The sequence below is a fragment of the Methylotenera sp. genome, assembly GCF_013141425.1.
Taxonomy (GTDB): domain Bacteria; phylum Pseudomonadota; class Gammaproteobacteria; order Burkholderiales; family Methylophilaceae; genus Methylotenera.
Genome location: NZ_JABFRA010000074.1, coordinates 13,884 through 28,962 on the forward strand (window position 1 = coordinate 13,884; position 15,079 = coordinate 28,962).

At 44.3% G+C, this 15,079-nt stretch carries 16 protein-coding genes; 12 read left to right on the forward strand and 4 right to left on the reverse strand.

The window, feature by feature from the left end:
• Positions 1–28 precede the first annotated feature (28 nt).
• A complete protein-coding gene (ccoS, locus tag HOO90_RS06360) occupies positions 29–172 on the reverse strand; it encodes a cbb3-type cytochrome oxidase assembly protein CcoS (protein ID WP_292841015.1) in 144 nt (47 codons plus the stop codon).
• Positions 172–2,526, reverse strand: a complete 2,355-nt coding sequence (locus tag HOO90_RS06365; protein ID WP_292841018.1) for a cation-translocating P-type ATPase — start codon at positions 2,524–2,526, stop codon at positions 172–174. The genes ccoS and HOO90_RS06365 overlap by 1 nt, the downstream gene beginning before the upstream one ends.
• A gap of 262 nt (positions 2,527–2,788) precedes the next feature.
• Here HOO90_RS06365 and clpB point away from each other — a divergent pair, with 262 nt between their 5' ends.
• The 7 genes from clpB to HOO90_RS06400 all read left to right on the forward strand — a co-directional run bounded on the left by clpB (position 2,789) and on the right by HOO90_RS06400 (position 8,983).
• Positions 2,789–5,380, forward strand: coding sequence for an ATP-dependent chaperone ClpB (gene clpB, locus HOO90_RS06370; protein WP_292841021.1), 2,592 nt, complete (start codon positions 2,789–2,791; stop codon positions 5,378–5,380).
• 58 nt (positions 5,381–5,438) lie between these two features.
• Positions 5,439–6,395 carry a transglycosylase SLT domain-containing protein gene (locus HOO90_RS06375; RefSeq protein WP_292841024.1) on the forward strand — a complete coding sequence of 319 codons (957 nt, stop codon included), beginning with the start codon at positions 5,439–5,441 and terminating at the stop codon, positions 6,393–6,395.
• Between the two features lie 19 nt (positions 6,396–6,414).
• Positions 6,415–6,999: a hypothetical protein gene (locus tag HOO90_RS06380; protein ID WP_292841027.1), complete on the forward strand. Its 585-nt coding sequence runs from the start codon at positions 6,415–6,417 to the stop codon at positions 6,997–6,999.
• 77 nt (positions 7,000–7,076) lie between these two features.
• A complete protein-coding gene (locus tag HOO90_RS06385) occupies positions 7,077–7,496 on the forward strand; it encodes a secondary thiamine-phosphate synthase enzyme YjbQ (RefSeq protein WP_292841030.1) in 420 nt (139 codons plus the stop codon).
• Positions 7,497–7,499: 3 nt separating this feature from the next.
• Positions 7,500–7,883, forward strand: a complete 384-nt coding sequence (locus tag HOO90_RS06390) for a DUF4157 domain-containing protein (RefSeq protein WP_292841033.1) — start codon at positions 7,500–7,502, stop codon at positions 7,881–7,883.
• Positions 7,884–8,003: 120 nt separating this feature from the next.
• Complete coding sequence (gene lysM, locus HOO90_RS06395; protein WP_292841036.1) at positions 8,004–8,510, forward strand: peptidoglycan-binding protein LysM; 507 nt, start codon at positions 8,004–8,006, stop codon at positions 8,508–8,510.
• A 182-nt stretch (positions 8,511–8,692) separates the two neighbouring features.
• Positions 8,693–8,983 (forward strand): hypothetical protein, encoded by a 291-nt coding sequence (locus tag HOO90_RS06400; protein ID WP_292841038.1) that lies wholly within the window; start codon positions 8,693–8,695, stop codon positions 8,981–8,983.
• A 149-nt stretch (positions 8,984–9,132) separates the two neighbouring features.
• Here HOO90_RS06400 and HOO90_RS06405 read toward each other — a convergent pair whose 3' ends face one another.
• Together HOO90_RS06405 and gpmI are read right to left on the reverse strand one after the other, a co-directional pair.
• Positions 9,133–10,434, reverse strand: a complete 1,302-nt coding sequence (locus HOO90_RS06405) for a peptidoglycan DD-metalloendopeptidase family protein (RefSeq protein ID WP_292841117.1) — start codon at positions 10,432–10,434, stop codon at positions 9,133–9,135.
• A 31-nt stretch (positions 10,435–10,465) separates the two neighbouring features.
• Positions 10,466–12,028 (reverse strand): 2,3-bisphosphoglycerate-independent phosphoglycerate mutase, encoded by a 1,563-nt coding sequence (gpmI, locus tag HOO90_RS06410; protein ID WP_292841040.1) that lies wholly within the window; start codon positions 12,026–12,028, stop codon positions 10,466–10,468.
• A gap of 184 nt (positions 12,029–12,212) precedes the next feature.
• Between gpmI and HOO90_RS06415 the strand changes: the two genes are divergently transcribed.
• The 5 genes from HOO90_RS06415 (at position 12,213) to HOO90_RS06435 (ending at position 15,054) form a co-directional block, all read left to right on the forward strand.
• Positions 12,213–12,737 (forward strand): rhodanese-like domain-containing protein, encoded by a 525-nt coding sequence (locus HOO90_RS06415; RefSeq protein WP_292841043.1) that lies wholly within the window; start codon positions 12,213–12,215, stop codon positions 12,735–12,737.
• On the forward strand, positions 12,737–12,994 hold the full coding sequence (gene grxC / locus HOO90_RS06420; RefSeq protein ID WP_292841046.1) for a glutaredoxin 3: 258 nt from the start codon (positions 12,737–12,739) through the stop codon (positions 12,992–12,994). The genes HOO90_RS06415 and grxC overlap by 1 nt, the downstream gene beginning before the upstream one ends.
• A gap of 88 nt (positions 12,995–13,082) precedes the next feature.
• Entirely contained in the window at positions 13,083–13,565 is a 483-nt protein-coding gene (gene secB / locus HOO90_RS06425) for a protein-export chaperone SecB (protein WP_292841049.1), read from the forward strand.
• Positions 13,566–13,611: 46 nt separating this feature from the next.
• The gene (locus tag HOO90_RS06430; protein WP_366928747.1) at positions 13,612–14,031 is read left to right on the forward strand and encodes an SH3 domain-containing protein; all 420 of its coding nucleotides are present in this window, start codon (positions 13,612–13,614) and stop codon (positions 14,029–14,031) included.
• On the forward strand, positions 14,032–15,054 hold the full coding sequence (locus tag HOO90_RS06435) for an NAD(P)H-dependent glycerol-3-phosphate dehydrogenase (protein ID WP_292841055.1): 1,023 nt from the start codon (positions 14,032–14,034) through the stop codon (positions 15,052–15,054).
• Positions 15,055–15,079 lie beyond the last annotated feature (25 nt).

The window sequence follows — 15,079 nt, forward strand, 5'->3', positions numbered from 1 at the left end:
GCTCAGTCTTAGCTTTGGCGGCGGTTTTTTAGTCTTTATCTTCTTCAAAAATTCTTCGGCCTTCTTCTTCAACGTCTTCAAATTGGCCACGGTAAACTGCCCACCAAAGCCCGCCCAGCACAATCAAAGCCATTACAACCGAGAGTGGCACCAGTATAAATAAAATATCCATTATTGAACCTTTGCAGGGGTTAGCGCCAATGGCGTTGGGCTTATTGGGGCGGTAGACGCAGAGAAAGTCGTTAAGCGTAGCGCATTCGCAACAACAATCAGCGAACTCACCGCCATGCCTAAGCCCGCAAGCCAGGCTGACAGCACACCAAAGAAGGCTAATGGTACGCAGACCGCATTGTACACAATAGCCCATGTGATATTTTGTTTGATAATCGTCATGGTTTTTCTAGCATGTTGAATCAGCTGTGGAATTTGGCTGATATCCCCGTTTAATAGCACGTAGTCGGCATGAGCTAAGGTTAAAGGCACGCCTTTGCCCATGGCGATGGAAACATGCGCACTGGCCAATATCGGGCCGTCATTGAGGCCATCACCCACCATGAGTACTTTTTTGCCTTGCTGTTTAAGTGTTTGTAGGCGCATCAATTTGTCATGTGGGCTGCAAGCCGCTTGAAATTGCGTAATGCCAATGTCATTTGCGGTATTTACCACGGTGTGGGCTTGGTCGCCGGATAAAAGTTCTATACTTAGATTTGCCGCTTTTAGTTGTTGAATTGCGAATGCGGCATGCGGTTTGATGGCTTCTTGCAGACCAAACGTGGCTAACCAGCCATTTTCATCCGCCAGAAAGACTTGTTGTGATGATTGTCTGGAATCAAGTAAGCCGCAAAATTTTTCTGAACCTAACTTGAGTTGGCCTTTTATCGCATTTGGCAATGACTCCTTGGTTATTAGCGATGCGCTAACCCCAGCACCTACAGTCTCTTGAATATCAGTAAATTCAACAGAAGCTAATGCAGAACTGGAATTTTGAGTATTTGCATTCACAATTGCGCGAGAAACTGGATGCATTGAGTGCTGGGCGACCGCAGCCGCGAGGGCGAGTACCTCGTTTTCAGAAAGTCCTTCTTTGTACGAAATGGATTTTATTGCGATATGATCTTCTGTCAGTGTCCCCGTTTTATCGAAAATGACAGTGTCAATATCGGCAATGCTTTCAATAGCTTGCAGACGGCGGATTAAAATACCGCGCTTTACGAACGCGCTAGCGCTGGAGAGCATGGCTGCAGGGGTGGCCAGCGACAATGCACATGGGCAGGTAACAATTAAAACCGCCGCTGCTGTCATAAGCGCGCGACCATGATCCACATTCCAGAGTAAGGCGGCGGCTACCACTGCACTTAGTATCACCACAATTAAAAAGGGTCGGGCAACACGATCTGCCAGTTGCGACAGTCGGGGCTTTTCTATCGCCGCTTGGTTGATTAAGTTAACAATCTGGCCGTATTGAGTCGATTCGCCAATGGTTTCAAGAACAATGTTGACGGTTTGCCCCAAGTTGTAACTGCCTGCCACTACATTGTCGTGCAGGTTTTTTTGTATGGGGGTGGATTCGCCCGTTAACAAGGATTCATCAACGCGTGTGCTACCTAATACCAGTTTGCCGTCAGCGGGAAAAGCTTCGCCGATGTGCACGCGTGCAATGTCGCCAACTTTAAGGTTGCTATTGAGTACACGGCTAAACGAACCATCTACATTTTGGCGCTCGATGCTTTCAGGAATGCGGCTGACCAAGGCCTCCATCGAGCCCAGCGTCTTGCTGTGTAGTTTTACTTCAATTAAGCGTGCGGAGAGCAAAAAGAAAACGAACATTGTTAAAGAATCAAAATAGACGATGTTGCCCCACCAGCCGCTGGGGTCAAATGTGGCGGCTGAACTCACAATAAAGGTGATGGCGATGCCCATGGCGACGGGTAAATCCATGCTGATTTGTCGTTGCTTTAAGTCGCGGTAAGCATTACTAAAGAAACTGCTGCTAGAAAATATCAATACCGGCAGGCTAAGCAACCAAGAGGCCCAGTTAAGCAGATGGACAATATCCTCAGTAATGTCGCCAGGTTTTGTAAAATAGCTGGGGCTGGCATACATCATCACTTGCATCATGCAAAACCCAGCAACCAGCCAGCGCCAAAATGCCGAGCGATTCTTTTTGGTGGAATTCAGCTGGCTTTCATTATTGGAGGCGGGGCTTGCGCTGTAACCAAGTGCTTGAATGGCACCTAATATGGTAGAAGGGCGCGTTAATGCGGGAGACCATACAACCACCGCACGTCTTTTTGACATACTGACCCGTGCACTCACAATGCCTGGTAGTTCGCTTAAGCCTCTCTCGACAATGCCTGAGCACGCGGCACAGCGCAAGCCGTCCAACAGTAAGCTGGATTGCACCAGTGGTTGTGCGGGGTCGTCACCAACCGATTGGCTAAAGGCTTGCCACTGCTCTTGCGTGTCTAAAATCTCCCAGGCGCGGTTTGGCAAGTTTGCATCGTTGGTTGAAGCGCTAGTTAGCAAAGGGATACTCCATGCAATGTTGTGATGTCACCTATAAAATAAATAACAATAAAATAAATCATTAAGTGTTATTTCTCAGCGCTCTATGTCTAAGAGCCTTATTTCAACAGTAAGTTTTACCAAGCAATTTTTTAACACAAAATTAAAACAGTTTCGTAAAAAAGATTGCTAGGTAAATCGTGAGATTCGGTATGTAATTATATATTGAAAAGCATCGGTTCAGCCCCACATTAAGTACATATCAACTGAAATGGAGTTAAGTATGCGTTTTGATAAATTAACCACAAAATTTCAACAAGCACTCAATGACGCGCAAAGTTTGGCGGTGGCGAATGACAGCCCAACCATTGAAGCTTTGCATTTACTTTCCGCGCTGGTCACACAAGAGGATGGCGGTACTTCTTCATTATTGGCCCATGCTGGCGTGCATCTAGCACCGCTTAAAACTGCACTTAGCCAAGCGATCGGCAATTTGGCCAAATCTTCTGACAATTCGGGCGAGGTGGCTATTTCGCGCGATTTAAATAACTTACTTAACGTGACCGATAAATTAGCCCTAAAACGTGGCGATGGATTTATAGCTAGTGAAATGTTTTTGTTGGCTTTGGCAGACGATAAGGGCGAAGCTGGTAAATTGCTTAAAGCCAATGGGTTATCAAAATCCGCCTTAGAACAGGCGATCAATGAAGTGCGCGGTGGTGAACAGGTCAATGAGTCTGATGCTGAATCCAACCGCGAAGCACTCAAAAAGTATACTGTGGACTTAACAGAACGCGCCAGACTAGGCAAGCTAGACCCTGTGATTGGTCGCGACGATGAAATTCGCCGTACCATTCAAATTCTTGGGCGCCGAACCAAAAACAATCCAGTGCTGATTGGTGAGCCTGGTGTAGGTAAAACCGCTATTGTAGAAGGTTTGGCGCAACGCATTGTAAACGACGAAGTGCCTGATTCTCTTAAAGGGCGAAAGGTTTTGTCTTTAGACATGGCAGCTTTGCTAGCGGGTGCAAAATATCGTGGAGATTTTGAAGAACGTTTAAAAGCCGTGCTGAAAGAGCTTTCCCAAGATGCAGGCCAATCCATCGTGTTTATCGATGAATTGCATACAATGGTGGGTGCAGGTAAAGCCGAAGGGGCTATGGACGCAGGTAATATGTTAAAGCCTGCACTGGCGCGTGGTGAGTTGCATTGTGTTGGCGCGACAACGCTTGATGAGTACCGTAAATACATCGAAAAAGATGCCGCACTAGAACGTCGCTTTCAAAAAGTATTAGTCGATGAGCCTAGCGTAGAAGCAACCATTGCGATTTTGCGGGGCCTGCAAGAAAAATATGAATTACATCATGGTGTCGAGATTACCGACCCAGCGATTGTGGCGGCGGCAGAGCTTAGTCATCGTTATATTACAGACCGGTTTTTACCAGATAAAGCGATTGATTTAATTGATGAGGCGGCTTCACGCATCAAAATGGAAATTGATTCCAAGCCTGAAGTGATGGATAAGCTTGAGCGTAGATTGATTCAACTCAAGATCGAGCGTGAAGCGGTGCGCCGTGAAAAAGATGAAGGCAGTAAAAAACGATTCAGTTTGATTGAAGAAGAGTTTGCACGCTTAGAAAAAGAATATGCAGATTTGGAAGATATTTGGAAAGCAGAAAAAGCCCAAGTGCAAGGTTCTGCCCACATAAAAGAGGCGATTGATAAACTAAAATTTGAGATGGAAGAAGCTACGCGCAAAGGCGAATGGCAAAAAGTTTCTGAGTTGCAATATGGAAAATTGCCCGCTTTAGAAGCTCAATTGAAGCAGGCATCCAGTTCAGAAGCTGTTTCGTCGCAACCTAAGCATAAAATGTTGCGTACCGAAGTGGGCGCTGACGAAATTGCCGAAGTGGTGAGCCGTGCAACAGGCATTCCAGTTTCCAAGATGATGCAAGGCGAGCGTGGTAAATTGTTGACCATGGAAACGAAGTTGCACGAACGTGTGGTTGGGCAAGATGAAGCCGTGCGACTTGTTTCTGATGCGATTCGTCGTTCACGCTCTGGGTTGGGTGATCCAAATCGTCCCTATGGTAGCTTCTTGTTCTTGGGCCCGACTGGGGTGGGTAAAACGGAGCTCTGTAAAGCGTTGGCAGGATTCTTGTTTGATTCTGAAGATCATTTGATTCGCATCGATATGAGCGAGTTTATGGAGAAACATTCCGTATCACGCATGATAGGTGCACCGCCTGGCTATGTGGGATATGAAGAAGGAGGTGCGTTAACCGAGGCGGTGCGTCGTAAACCGTATAGTGTGATTTTGTTAGATGAAGTTGAAAAAGCACATCCAGACGTGTTCAACGTGCTGTTGCAAGTGCTGGATGACGGTCGTTTAACCGATGGTCAGGGTCGTACGGTGGATTTTAAAAATACCGTGATTATCATGACCTCTAATTTAGGTTCACAAATGATACAAAGCATGGCTGACCAAGATTACCAAGTTGTGAAATTGGCGGTGATGGGTGAGGTGAAAGCGCACTTCCGACCTGAGTTCGTCAACCGTATTGATGAAGTGGTCGTTTTCCATGCTTTGGATGAAGCTAATATTAAATCCATTGCCTCGATTCAACTGCAATATTTGGCGAAACGATTGACCGCAATGGACATGCAACTGGAAATCACCGACGCGGCCATTGCTGAAATCGCCAATGCGGGTTTTGATCCAGTGTATGGCGCCAGACCACTTAAACGCGCCATACAGTCTGAAATTGAAAATCCATTGGCGCGCGAAATTTTGGCTGGAGACTTTGCAGCGAAAGACAGCATTAAGGTGGACGTTAAAGCAGGTAAATTTGTCTTTTCAAAATCGAATGTTTGATTGATGTAAAGACCTTGATAAGGCGGCTATTTATTAAAAAGTGAGTTGAAAGGTAGCGTTGTACAAGTATTTTCAGCCTGAGTTTTTTTGTGCATTACTTGCAGTTTTTATACTGACGGTAGATATTGCGCGTGCTGAATTTAGTGCACAACAATTAGAAGTTTTTGATAATGAGCCGCCTGTTGTAAAAGATTTACTCATGCGCGCCAATGTGCTGATTAGCAATGAGGTAGACGCAGAAGCTACATGGAATGCGGCTGATTTATATTGCCAAGCTGCCCGCTATGGCAGTGCTGAAGCGGCTTATCGACTTGGTATGCTGTATGCGTTTGGTCGTGGCGTGCCAGAAAATCGTGACTACGCCGCTAATTTGTTTGGTATCGCATCAGGCCATGGGCATTTTGAGGCCCAGCAAATGCTTGAAACTATACAAATTAAAACCTCGGCCACGCCGCCTTGTGTGCTGGAAAATGTATTGCCAGAAAAAGCGCCACTGCCCATTACTTTATTTGTAGAAATTAGCCCTGAAATCGATTTGTACATTGCCAATTTACCTAAAAGTAAACGTTGGGTGCTGCGCTTAGTCAAAAACATTTCAAAATGGTACAAAGTTGACGAAAAATTAGTGTTATCAATCATTTCAGTAGAATCAAACTTTGAGAATATTGCCCTTTCAAACAGAGATGCTCGTGGCTTGATGCAGTTGATTCCAGATACGGCGGAGCGATTTAATGTTAAAAATGCCTATGATGCTAGTCAAAACATAAAAGGTGGCGTTGCCTATTTGCGCTGGTTATTGGCTTATTATAAAGGGGATGTATCGCTTGCTGTGGCGGCTTACAACGCGGGTGAAGGCTCAGTAAACAAATATAATGGAATTCCACCTTACCCTGAAACTAAGCAATATGTAAAAAAAGTTCAGGCGCGCTATCCCTACAAAACGCATGCCTATGATGCGAATATTACGGCTCCGTCACCCGTGTTTAAATCCACTAAGTTTAAGCGTCGCAGTTGAGTGCGATAAGGAGTTAAAAATGCCTGAAAAATTGAACCGTTTTAATTTGATAGGCTTGTGCTTTCTGACTTTGGTATTTTCGGGATGCGCTAGCCAAGCATTTCAAAATGTTGCCCCTGAGAAAAAAATCCAGCGTATTTCAGAAGAGGAATTGTCTCGCATTGTGCCCAAGCCTCTGCCAGCACTCAGTTTGGATGACCTGGTAAAATTGACAAAAGAAGGTCAAACAGCGGATCAAATTATTGAAAAAATTAAAACTAGCAATTCTTCTTATGATTTATCTCCAAGTCAGAATATAGAGCTAAGCAAGCAGGGCATAGATAGCAAAGTGCTGGATTATATTCATACAAGTCGCGAGCTGGCATTAAGGAATAACATTGCTGAAGAAATCAATAAACGCGAGAAACTTAAACAGTTGGAGTTGGAAAAGCTAAAACAGCAACAATTGCAGCAGCAACGATTTTCGAATGACCCTTTTTGTGGATATAGCCATTATGGCTACCCCTATCGCTTCCATCCATACGGTTATGGCGCATATGGTTCTAGGTTCGGCCGTCGATTCGGCGGCGGCTTTGGTTTTGGTATGCCGTTTGGTTGTTGGTAAACAGGTTAGCTAATTATAGCTAATAGTTAATATTGCTAATTAAATTAGAGTAAAACTCATTATTTTTCGAGGAAAAAGTGCGACAAATCACACATCAAATCAGCGTTCATACGCAAGGCCGAAAACTTTATGACATTACGCCAGAGGTGACCGCATGGGCTGAGTATAGTGGCTTCAAAACAGGGCTCATTACACTGTATATTCAGCATACCTCGGCTAGTTTATTGATAAATGAAAATTATGATCACGATGTATTAGTTGATATGGAAGCTTTTTTCAATCGCTTAGTCCCAGACGGTGACCCGCTATTCATCCACACCATTGAAGGCCCCGATGACATGCCGGCTCATGTGCGTAGCGCACTTACACAAACACATTTATCCATTCCACTGATTGATGGTAAAGCCGCATTGGGACAGTGGCAGGGCATTTTTTTGTACGAGCATCGGCATGTTGCGGGTAAGCGTAAAGTGATTTTACATTTGATAGGCGAATAGAGTTTGTTTGATAAAGGTCGGCCTTTAAATACGCAAGAGCGTACAATTTTTGAGCCCTATTTCCAGCTTAATACCTTGAATCAGGCACGCATTACAGAGAATCATACCCCGTTCTGGTTGCACAAAAAGATGTGTGCGGTGGTATTGCGTGCGCATATTTACTTTCGTAAAGATGCTTATCAATTCAATAGCCAAAACGGTATCGAACTGTTAGCTCATGAACTGACACACGTTGAACAATACCTAGCTGGCATGACCGTGGTCAAGTATTTGTGGGCTTCTCGGTATGGCTACCAAAATAATCCTTACGAAATTGAAGCATATGCAAAAGCAGCTAATGTTCGCCGTCTTGTAGGGAAAAGTGGGCAAGGTCAGCCGCAATTGTAAAGAACTGTGAATTGACAAAGCTAACGTTGACCATGTATGTTTTAGGCGATAGATTGATAGTATAAGTTTTGCTTAAAAGCTTAGCGTAATATTAATTGGATATCATTTAGGAGAAGTCTCATGGGTTTATTTTCATTCATTAAAGATGCAGGCGAAAAGCTATTTGGAGTAGGTGAAGCTAAAGCGGCTGAAGAAGTTGCAAAAAAAGATCCAACTCCAGTAAACATAGAGGCTGCCAATAAGGCGGCAGCGAAGGCGATTGCTGATTATGTGACAAAATTAGGTTTAACTGCAGAGGGTCTGGCTATTGGCTTTGATGGTGCATCAGCAACCGTCATTGTGCAGGGCACGGCCGCTAGCCAAGAAATCAAAGAGAAAATACTTCTCGCGGCGGGCAATGTTAAAGGCGTAGAAAATGTACAAGATCAACTTGGCGTAGTCGCTACCGCAAGTTCTGCACCTGATCCTGTCTTTTACACAGTAGTTAGCGGTGATACCTTGTCAAAAATCGCTAAGGCGCAATATGGTAACGCCAATGATTACAATAAGATTTTTGAGGCAAATAAACCACTGTTAAGTCATCCGGATAAAATTTACCCAGGACAATCGTTGCGTATCCCTGCTTGATTTCGAATAAAAATGGAATCTAACATTTTAGTTGGTGCAACAAGCTATCGTTAACTGTTTAACTACATTGCGTTAATCACAAGATAAGCTAGAATGGTAACTTGATATTTTAGTTGGTAAAAAGGTCCTTGAAGCTTGTTTGGTTCAGGGATTTTTTGATTTTTAATTATATGGAGATGAATATGTCAGTACTGTTACGTTCTTTGTTGGTGTTAAGTGTTTCAAGTTTATTATTAGTAGCTTGTGGTGAAAAGGAAGCAGCACCTGTTGAGGCTGCGCCAGCCCCAGTAGAAGCGCCAGCCGCTACACCTGCGGCCGAAGCTGCGCCTGCAGTACCAGCAAGCGGTGGTGGCTATGAGCCGACAGCAGAAGAGCGTGTTCCTGGCATTACGCTAGATGCAGCAGCGGTAGATGCTGCCTCCACACCGGCAGCTGAAGCAGCCCCTGCAGAGGCAGCACCAGCCGCTCAGTAAATAAAAACAGCGCTTCTTTCGTTGTCTTAAAAGCACGCTTAGGCGTGCTTTTTTATTATTAAATATTGACTGTTCATTTGTTTAAGGCGCGTCAGAATTTATTGCCTAGGTTTTCTTTGCTTGAACATATTTGCTAGAGCACAAGCGCATTAGTTTAATCGGCTCCAACTCAGCGGGTCAAAAGGATGGCTTTGACGACGAAGCTCATAGTAAAGGCCGCTCGTTTCATTACCGCCACTGTTCCCTACCGATGCAATCGTATCGCCAGCCTGAACGTTGTCCCCCACCTGCTTAAATACCGCTTGATTATTGCCATATAAGCTCATGTAGCCGCCGCCGTGATCTAAAATAATCAAGTTGCCAAAACCACGTAACCAGTCGGCAAACACCACGCGGCCGGTTGCAACGGACTTCACATCCGCCCCTTCATTTGCCTTAATAAACAGTCCTTTCCAGGATATACCACTATCTTCTCGGCTGGTACCAAATCGGTTAGTTAAATCGCCACGTACAGGCAAGCGCAGCTTACCTTTCAAGCTGGCAAAATTACTGCCAGAGAACTCAGTGCTAGGTTCACCATTATTGGTAATACTAGTATTCGAGGCTTTCGCATTGTTTTCCACCATATTTTTTGCCGTGTTCACGTTTTCGGATGCCGCAGAAGAGGTGGTTTTGCCAGAATTGGCTGTTTTTTGGCGTACTTTTTTGGGCGCAGATGGGATGATTTTTGTTAAACGCTCTACTAATTGTGAAAGCCTCTTTTCGTCACGACTGAGCTTTTTAATTTCGCCACGTTGTGTGGCAATTTGATTCGATAGTGAGCGAACAACTTTTGATTTAGTCTTTTTTTGTTCTTCTAAGACCTTTTTCTCTTCTATTTGTTTTTGTTTTAACTCAGCGACCTCTTTTAAAGTTGTAGCTGCTTCTTCATTCAGTTTGCTGATTTTATTTAAGTTGCCTTGCATTTTGTTGATTAAAGTGGCTCGCGCCTTTGTAACATAGGAAAAATAATGAATATCACGCGCAATCTCACTCGGATTCTCACTTTGTAGAATCATCTGCAGGTAGCTTTGCTGGCCATGTATATATTGCTGGTACAGTTGTTCATTGAGTAATTTTTGCTGCTGAGTAAGCGCTTGATTCGTTGTAGCAGATTCCGTTTGTAACTGTGAAAGCGTTTTTTTATTTTTTTGCTGTTTTTGGTTGATTTCAAACAATTTTTTGTTGGCTTCGCTAATCGCGACTTCACTTTCTTTTAAGGCATCTGCTGCATCTTTGTGTGCTTCTTTAGAGTCGTCCAGTTCTTTTTTAAGTGCTTCTAACCGTTGTTGCACCTCGTCTAAACTTTGCTTCGGTTGCTCATTTTTTGCAGCAAAGACAAACGGTAAGTGCGTAAGCATTAACGCCATTAATACGCTGAGGAAATGGTGTTTCAATTGGCGGCGATTCATTTGTTTCAAGAGCTTGGCGGATGTAAGTCAATCAACTCTTAAGACTAAAATCAATAATGTTTTTACCCGTCATTTCGATAGGTTGTGCCAATCCCATCATTTTTAACAGGGTAGGAGCTAAATCGGAGAGTGCGCCATTCGGAGCTAAGCTTGCATCACGCCCTATATAAATAAGCGGTACTTTATTGGTAGTGTGCTGTGTATGCGGTTGATTGTTTTCAACATCAAACATGGTTTCGGCATTGCCATGGTCAGCGGTGATAATCACTTCGCCACCGATGCTTTGCATGGCATTCACAATGCGGCCAATGCAGGTGTCCAGCGTTTCTATTGCAGCTATTGCCGCTTTCAGGCTACCAGTGTGGCCTACCATGTCGCCGTTGGCATAATTACAAACAATGGCATTATATTTTTTACTTAGAATCGCTTCTTCCAGCTTTTCGGTGACCTCAAATGCGCTCATTTCAGGTTGTAAATCGTAGGTTTCCACTTGAGGAGAAGGCACTAAGATACGGTCTTCGCCAGAAAAAATGTGTTCTTCGCCGCCGTTAAAGAAAAAGGTCACGTGGGGGTATTTTTCAGTTTCAGCGATTCGTAATTGGGTCAATCCTAGTGTTGAGAGATATTCACCAAAGGTATTGCGCACATCCACAGGTGGAAAAATAACCGAAGCTTTGGTTTCTTTTTTGTCGTACATGGTTAATGTGAAATAACCGGCTAGTTTGGGTACATGACGTCGATGGAAGCCATCAAATTCTTCAGCTAGTAACGCATGTGTTAACTGACGTGCCCGATCAGAGCGGAAATTCATGAAAACCACTAAGTCGCCATCTTCTAGATGTACAGGCTTTTCACCTACTTTATGGATGGAAGTTGTTTTGACGAATTCATCATTTTCGCCACGTGCATAAGCATCTTTAAGTCCAATAGCAGCGGTTTCGGCGTTGAACTCTCCGATGCCTTCGGTAAAAAGTTTATAAGCCACTTCAACGCGTGGCCAGCGTTTGTCGCGGTCCATGCCATAAAAGCGGCCGCTAATTGAAGCGATTTTTCCTACACCGAGTTCAGTACATTTTTTTTCAAGCGCTTCAATAAAAGGCGCGGCACTGATTGGCGGCGTATCGCGCCCATCTAAAAATGCATGGAGATACACTTTTGTCAGGCCATGTTTTGCTGCCATTTCTAACATGGCATAGAGATGATTTTGATGACTGTGCACACCGCCATCAGAAAGCAGGCCAAAAATATGCAAAGCTTTATCCTGCTGTTTTAGGTTGTTCAGTGCAGGTGAGAGTTCGGGGTGCTTGAAAAATTCACCACTGGCAATACTGTTGTTGATGCGTTCAAAATCCTGAAACACTACACGACCCGCACCAATATTCAGGTGACCTACCTCAGAGTTGCCCATTTGACCGTCTGGTAAGCCTACATAATGCTCAGAGGCATCAATCAGGGTGTGAGGAAAACGCTTCCATAAATGATCCCAATTGGGTTTTTTGGCTTGCGCGATCGCGTTATCCGTAGATTGTTCGCGATAACCAAAGCCATCTAAAATTAGTAAGCAAACTGGAGTAATGTTGGTTGGTGTAGACATAACGATTCGCCTAATAAGCTTGCGTAAAAAATGTAATGCTAATATCACCATTTTAGCGCATTTACACGTAAAATCGGCTTATATCTAGACGTAAAAGTTCGTGAATAAAAAAAGTGTGAGGCATTGGTTGAATTTCGCTAAAAATGACACCATGTCTACTGTATAAATTAATGAGAGGAAGTACGTGGAATTTATTAAAAGTAATATTTTGTTGATTGGTTTGGCCATTGGCTCAGGTTTGATGTTGTTATTGCCTTCGTTAAGAAAAGGTGCGGGTGGCGTACCAAACTTAAGCCCAGCAGAAGCAGTGACGCTGATTAATCGCTCAAATGCCGTGGTGCTTGATGTGCGAGATGAAGCGGAATTTGCTAGTGGACATATCGCGGATGCAAGCAACATTCCTGTTGATGCGTTAGCGCAGCGTATTGGCGAGCTTAAAAAATACCAAAATAAGCCGATTTTAGTGAATTGCCAGCGCGGTGTGCGCTCTGCTAAAGCTTGTGATATTTTACGCAAGGCGGAATTTACACAAGTGCATAATTTACAAGGTGGCATCAGCGCCTGGCTTGAAGCTAAATTGCCAGTTGTAAATAAAGTGCTAGTGGCCAAAGCTGCAGCCAATAAAGCAACAGTTAATAAAACGAGCGTGAAAAAAAGTGTAAGCAATAAAAAAGCCGCAAACGAAGATGCCGAGAACGGAGTGAGTTGATGCCCACAGTAACGATGTATTCCACGGCGGTATGCCCTTATTGCATCAATGCCGAGCGGCTTCTGACAAGCAAAGGCGTGACGGCTATCAATAAGATTCGTGTTGATTTACAACCAGAGCTACGTGTCGAGATGATGCAAAAAACTGGGCGTCGCACCGTGCCGCAAATTTATATTGATGATCGCCATATCGGTGGTTTTGATGAATTGCGCGCACTTGATCGGGCGGGCGGATTAGAGCCACTACTCGCTAAGTAAAGATTCGCTTAATCTCTGATAAAATAGCATTTTAAGCAGTATTTTATTCATTTAACCTTTTATTTAATTAGAAACTAAAGAAAACATCATGGCACAAGAAGAAAACAACGCAACACAAGAACAAGCACAGCAACCAGGTTTTAGTATCGAAAAAATCTACGTTAAAGATGCGTCATTAGAAATTCCGAATGCTCCGCAAATTTTTACAGATCGTACGCAACCACAAGTGGGCATTGAATTGAGCAATCGCGCACAAGTGCTCGATGAAGGTTTGTTTGAAGTGGCAATTAAAGTAACCGTTACTTCAAAAATTGAAGATAAAACAGTATTTTTGGTTGAGGTAGAGCAAGCGGGTATTTTCCAAATTCGCAACGTTCCAGAAGATAATCTGGACATGATTATTGGCATTACCTGCCCAAATATCTTATTCCCATACGCACGTGAAACGGTCTCAGATTTAATTGTACGTGCTGGTTTCTTACCAGTATTGTTAAATCCAATCAATTTTGAAGCCTTATACGCACAGCAAAAACAGCAAGCCGAAGCCGCAGCGGCTACAGCGACACACTAGTTTTTTAATGCCTAGAAATTATTCAATAGAACTTTTCACAAGCTTAATGTTAGCGTTGATGCCATTATCGGCATTGGCGCTAGATTTTCGTTCCGTATCGGCGCCAAAAGCGGTGCTTTATGATGCGCCTTCCAGCGCGGCTAAAAAAGTCTTATTGCTGAGTCAAAATTACCCCGTTGAAATTGTCGTTAATTTAGGCGACTGGCTTAAAGTGCGCGATGCGCAAGGCGGGTTAAATTGGGTGGAGGCAAAGCAGTTGGCGAATAAACACACTGTCATCATCACTGTCAATGGAGCGGAGATTAGGCAAGCGGCCGATGCGACATCTAACTTAATAGCGACTGTGGACAAAGACGTAGTGCTGGAAGTGGCGGATGCAAAGCTGAGTAATGGTTGGATTAAAGTGAAGCATCGTGATGGAGTCATAGGTTATGTTTTACTGTCGTCGTCATGGGGTGCTAATTAAATGGCGAAAATCGTTAGCTCCAATCCTAATGGCTATAAAATAGCCGTTCTTGGCGCGGGCGCATGGGGTACCGCTCTTGCGATGAATATCAGTCAGCGCCATCAAGTTTCATTGTGGGCGCGAAACGCTGGCCATGTTTCAGGTATGCGTAAAGCGCGCGCCAACCCCATGTATCTGGGCGATTTCAAATTTAACGAGCAACTGCAAGTTGAAGACGATTTAGCCACGGCGCTGGATGGGGCGGATTTAATCCTCTCTGTTGTCCCTACCGCTGGCTTTAGAGGCATACTGCAAGATATCAAAGCACTAGGTTGTAAGCTGCCGATTATCTGGGCACATAAAGGCTTAGAACCGCAATCCGCCAAGTTGCCTTATGAGGTGGCATTAGAAGAACTCGGCAATGAGCAAAAATGGGGCGCACTCTCTGGCCCAAGCTTCGCGGCAGAGTTAGTGCGTGGCTTGCCTACAGCGGTAACGCTTGCGGCAAATGATGAAGCTTTTGCTAATGAAGCGGCACTGCTGATTCATGGTGCTAACTTGCGTGTTTATCATACGACGGATGTGATTGGCGTTTCAGTTGGTGGTGCGGTTAAGAACGTGATGGCGATTGCCGCTGGTATTTCTGATGGAATGGGTTTTGGTAACAACGCCCGTGCAGCCATGATTACTCGTGGCTTGGCAGAAATGACACGTTTTGGTGTGGCGCTAGGCGCTTCTACCGAAACGTTTATGGGCTTAGCTGGCGCAGGCGATTTGATTTTAACCTGTACTGGGCAATACTCAAGAAACCGTGAAGTTGGCTTGCAATTAGCCAGCGGTAAGTCTTTAGCGGATATTTTGCAAGGTTTAGGCCATGTAGCCGAAGGCGTGAACACGGCACGTGAAGTAATGCGTCGCGCCAATACCATTGGTGTTGATATGCCAATTACTTATGAAGTGAACCAAGCGCTTTCTAACGGTAAAAGTGCAAAAGATGCGGTAACCGATTTGCTGGGACGCGAGCAAAAACCAGAAGCGATTTAATTTATAAATAATCTATCAAATAGCA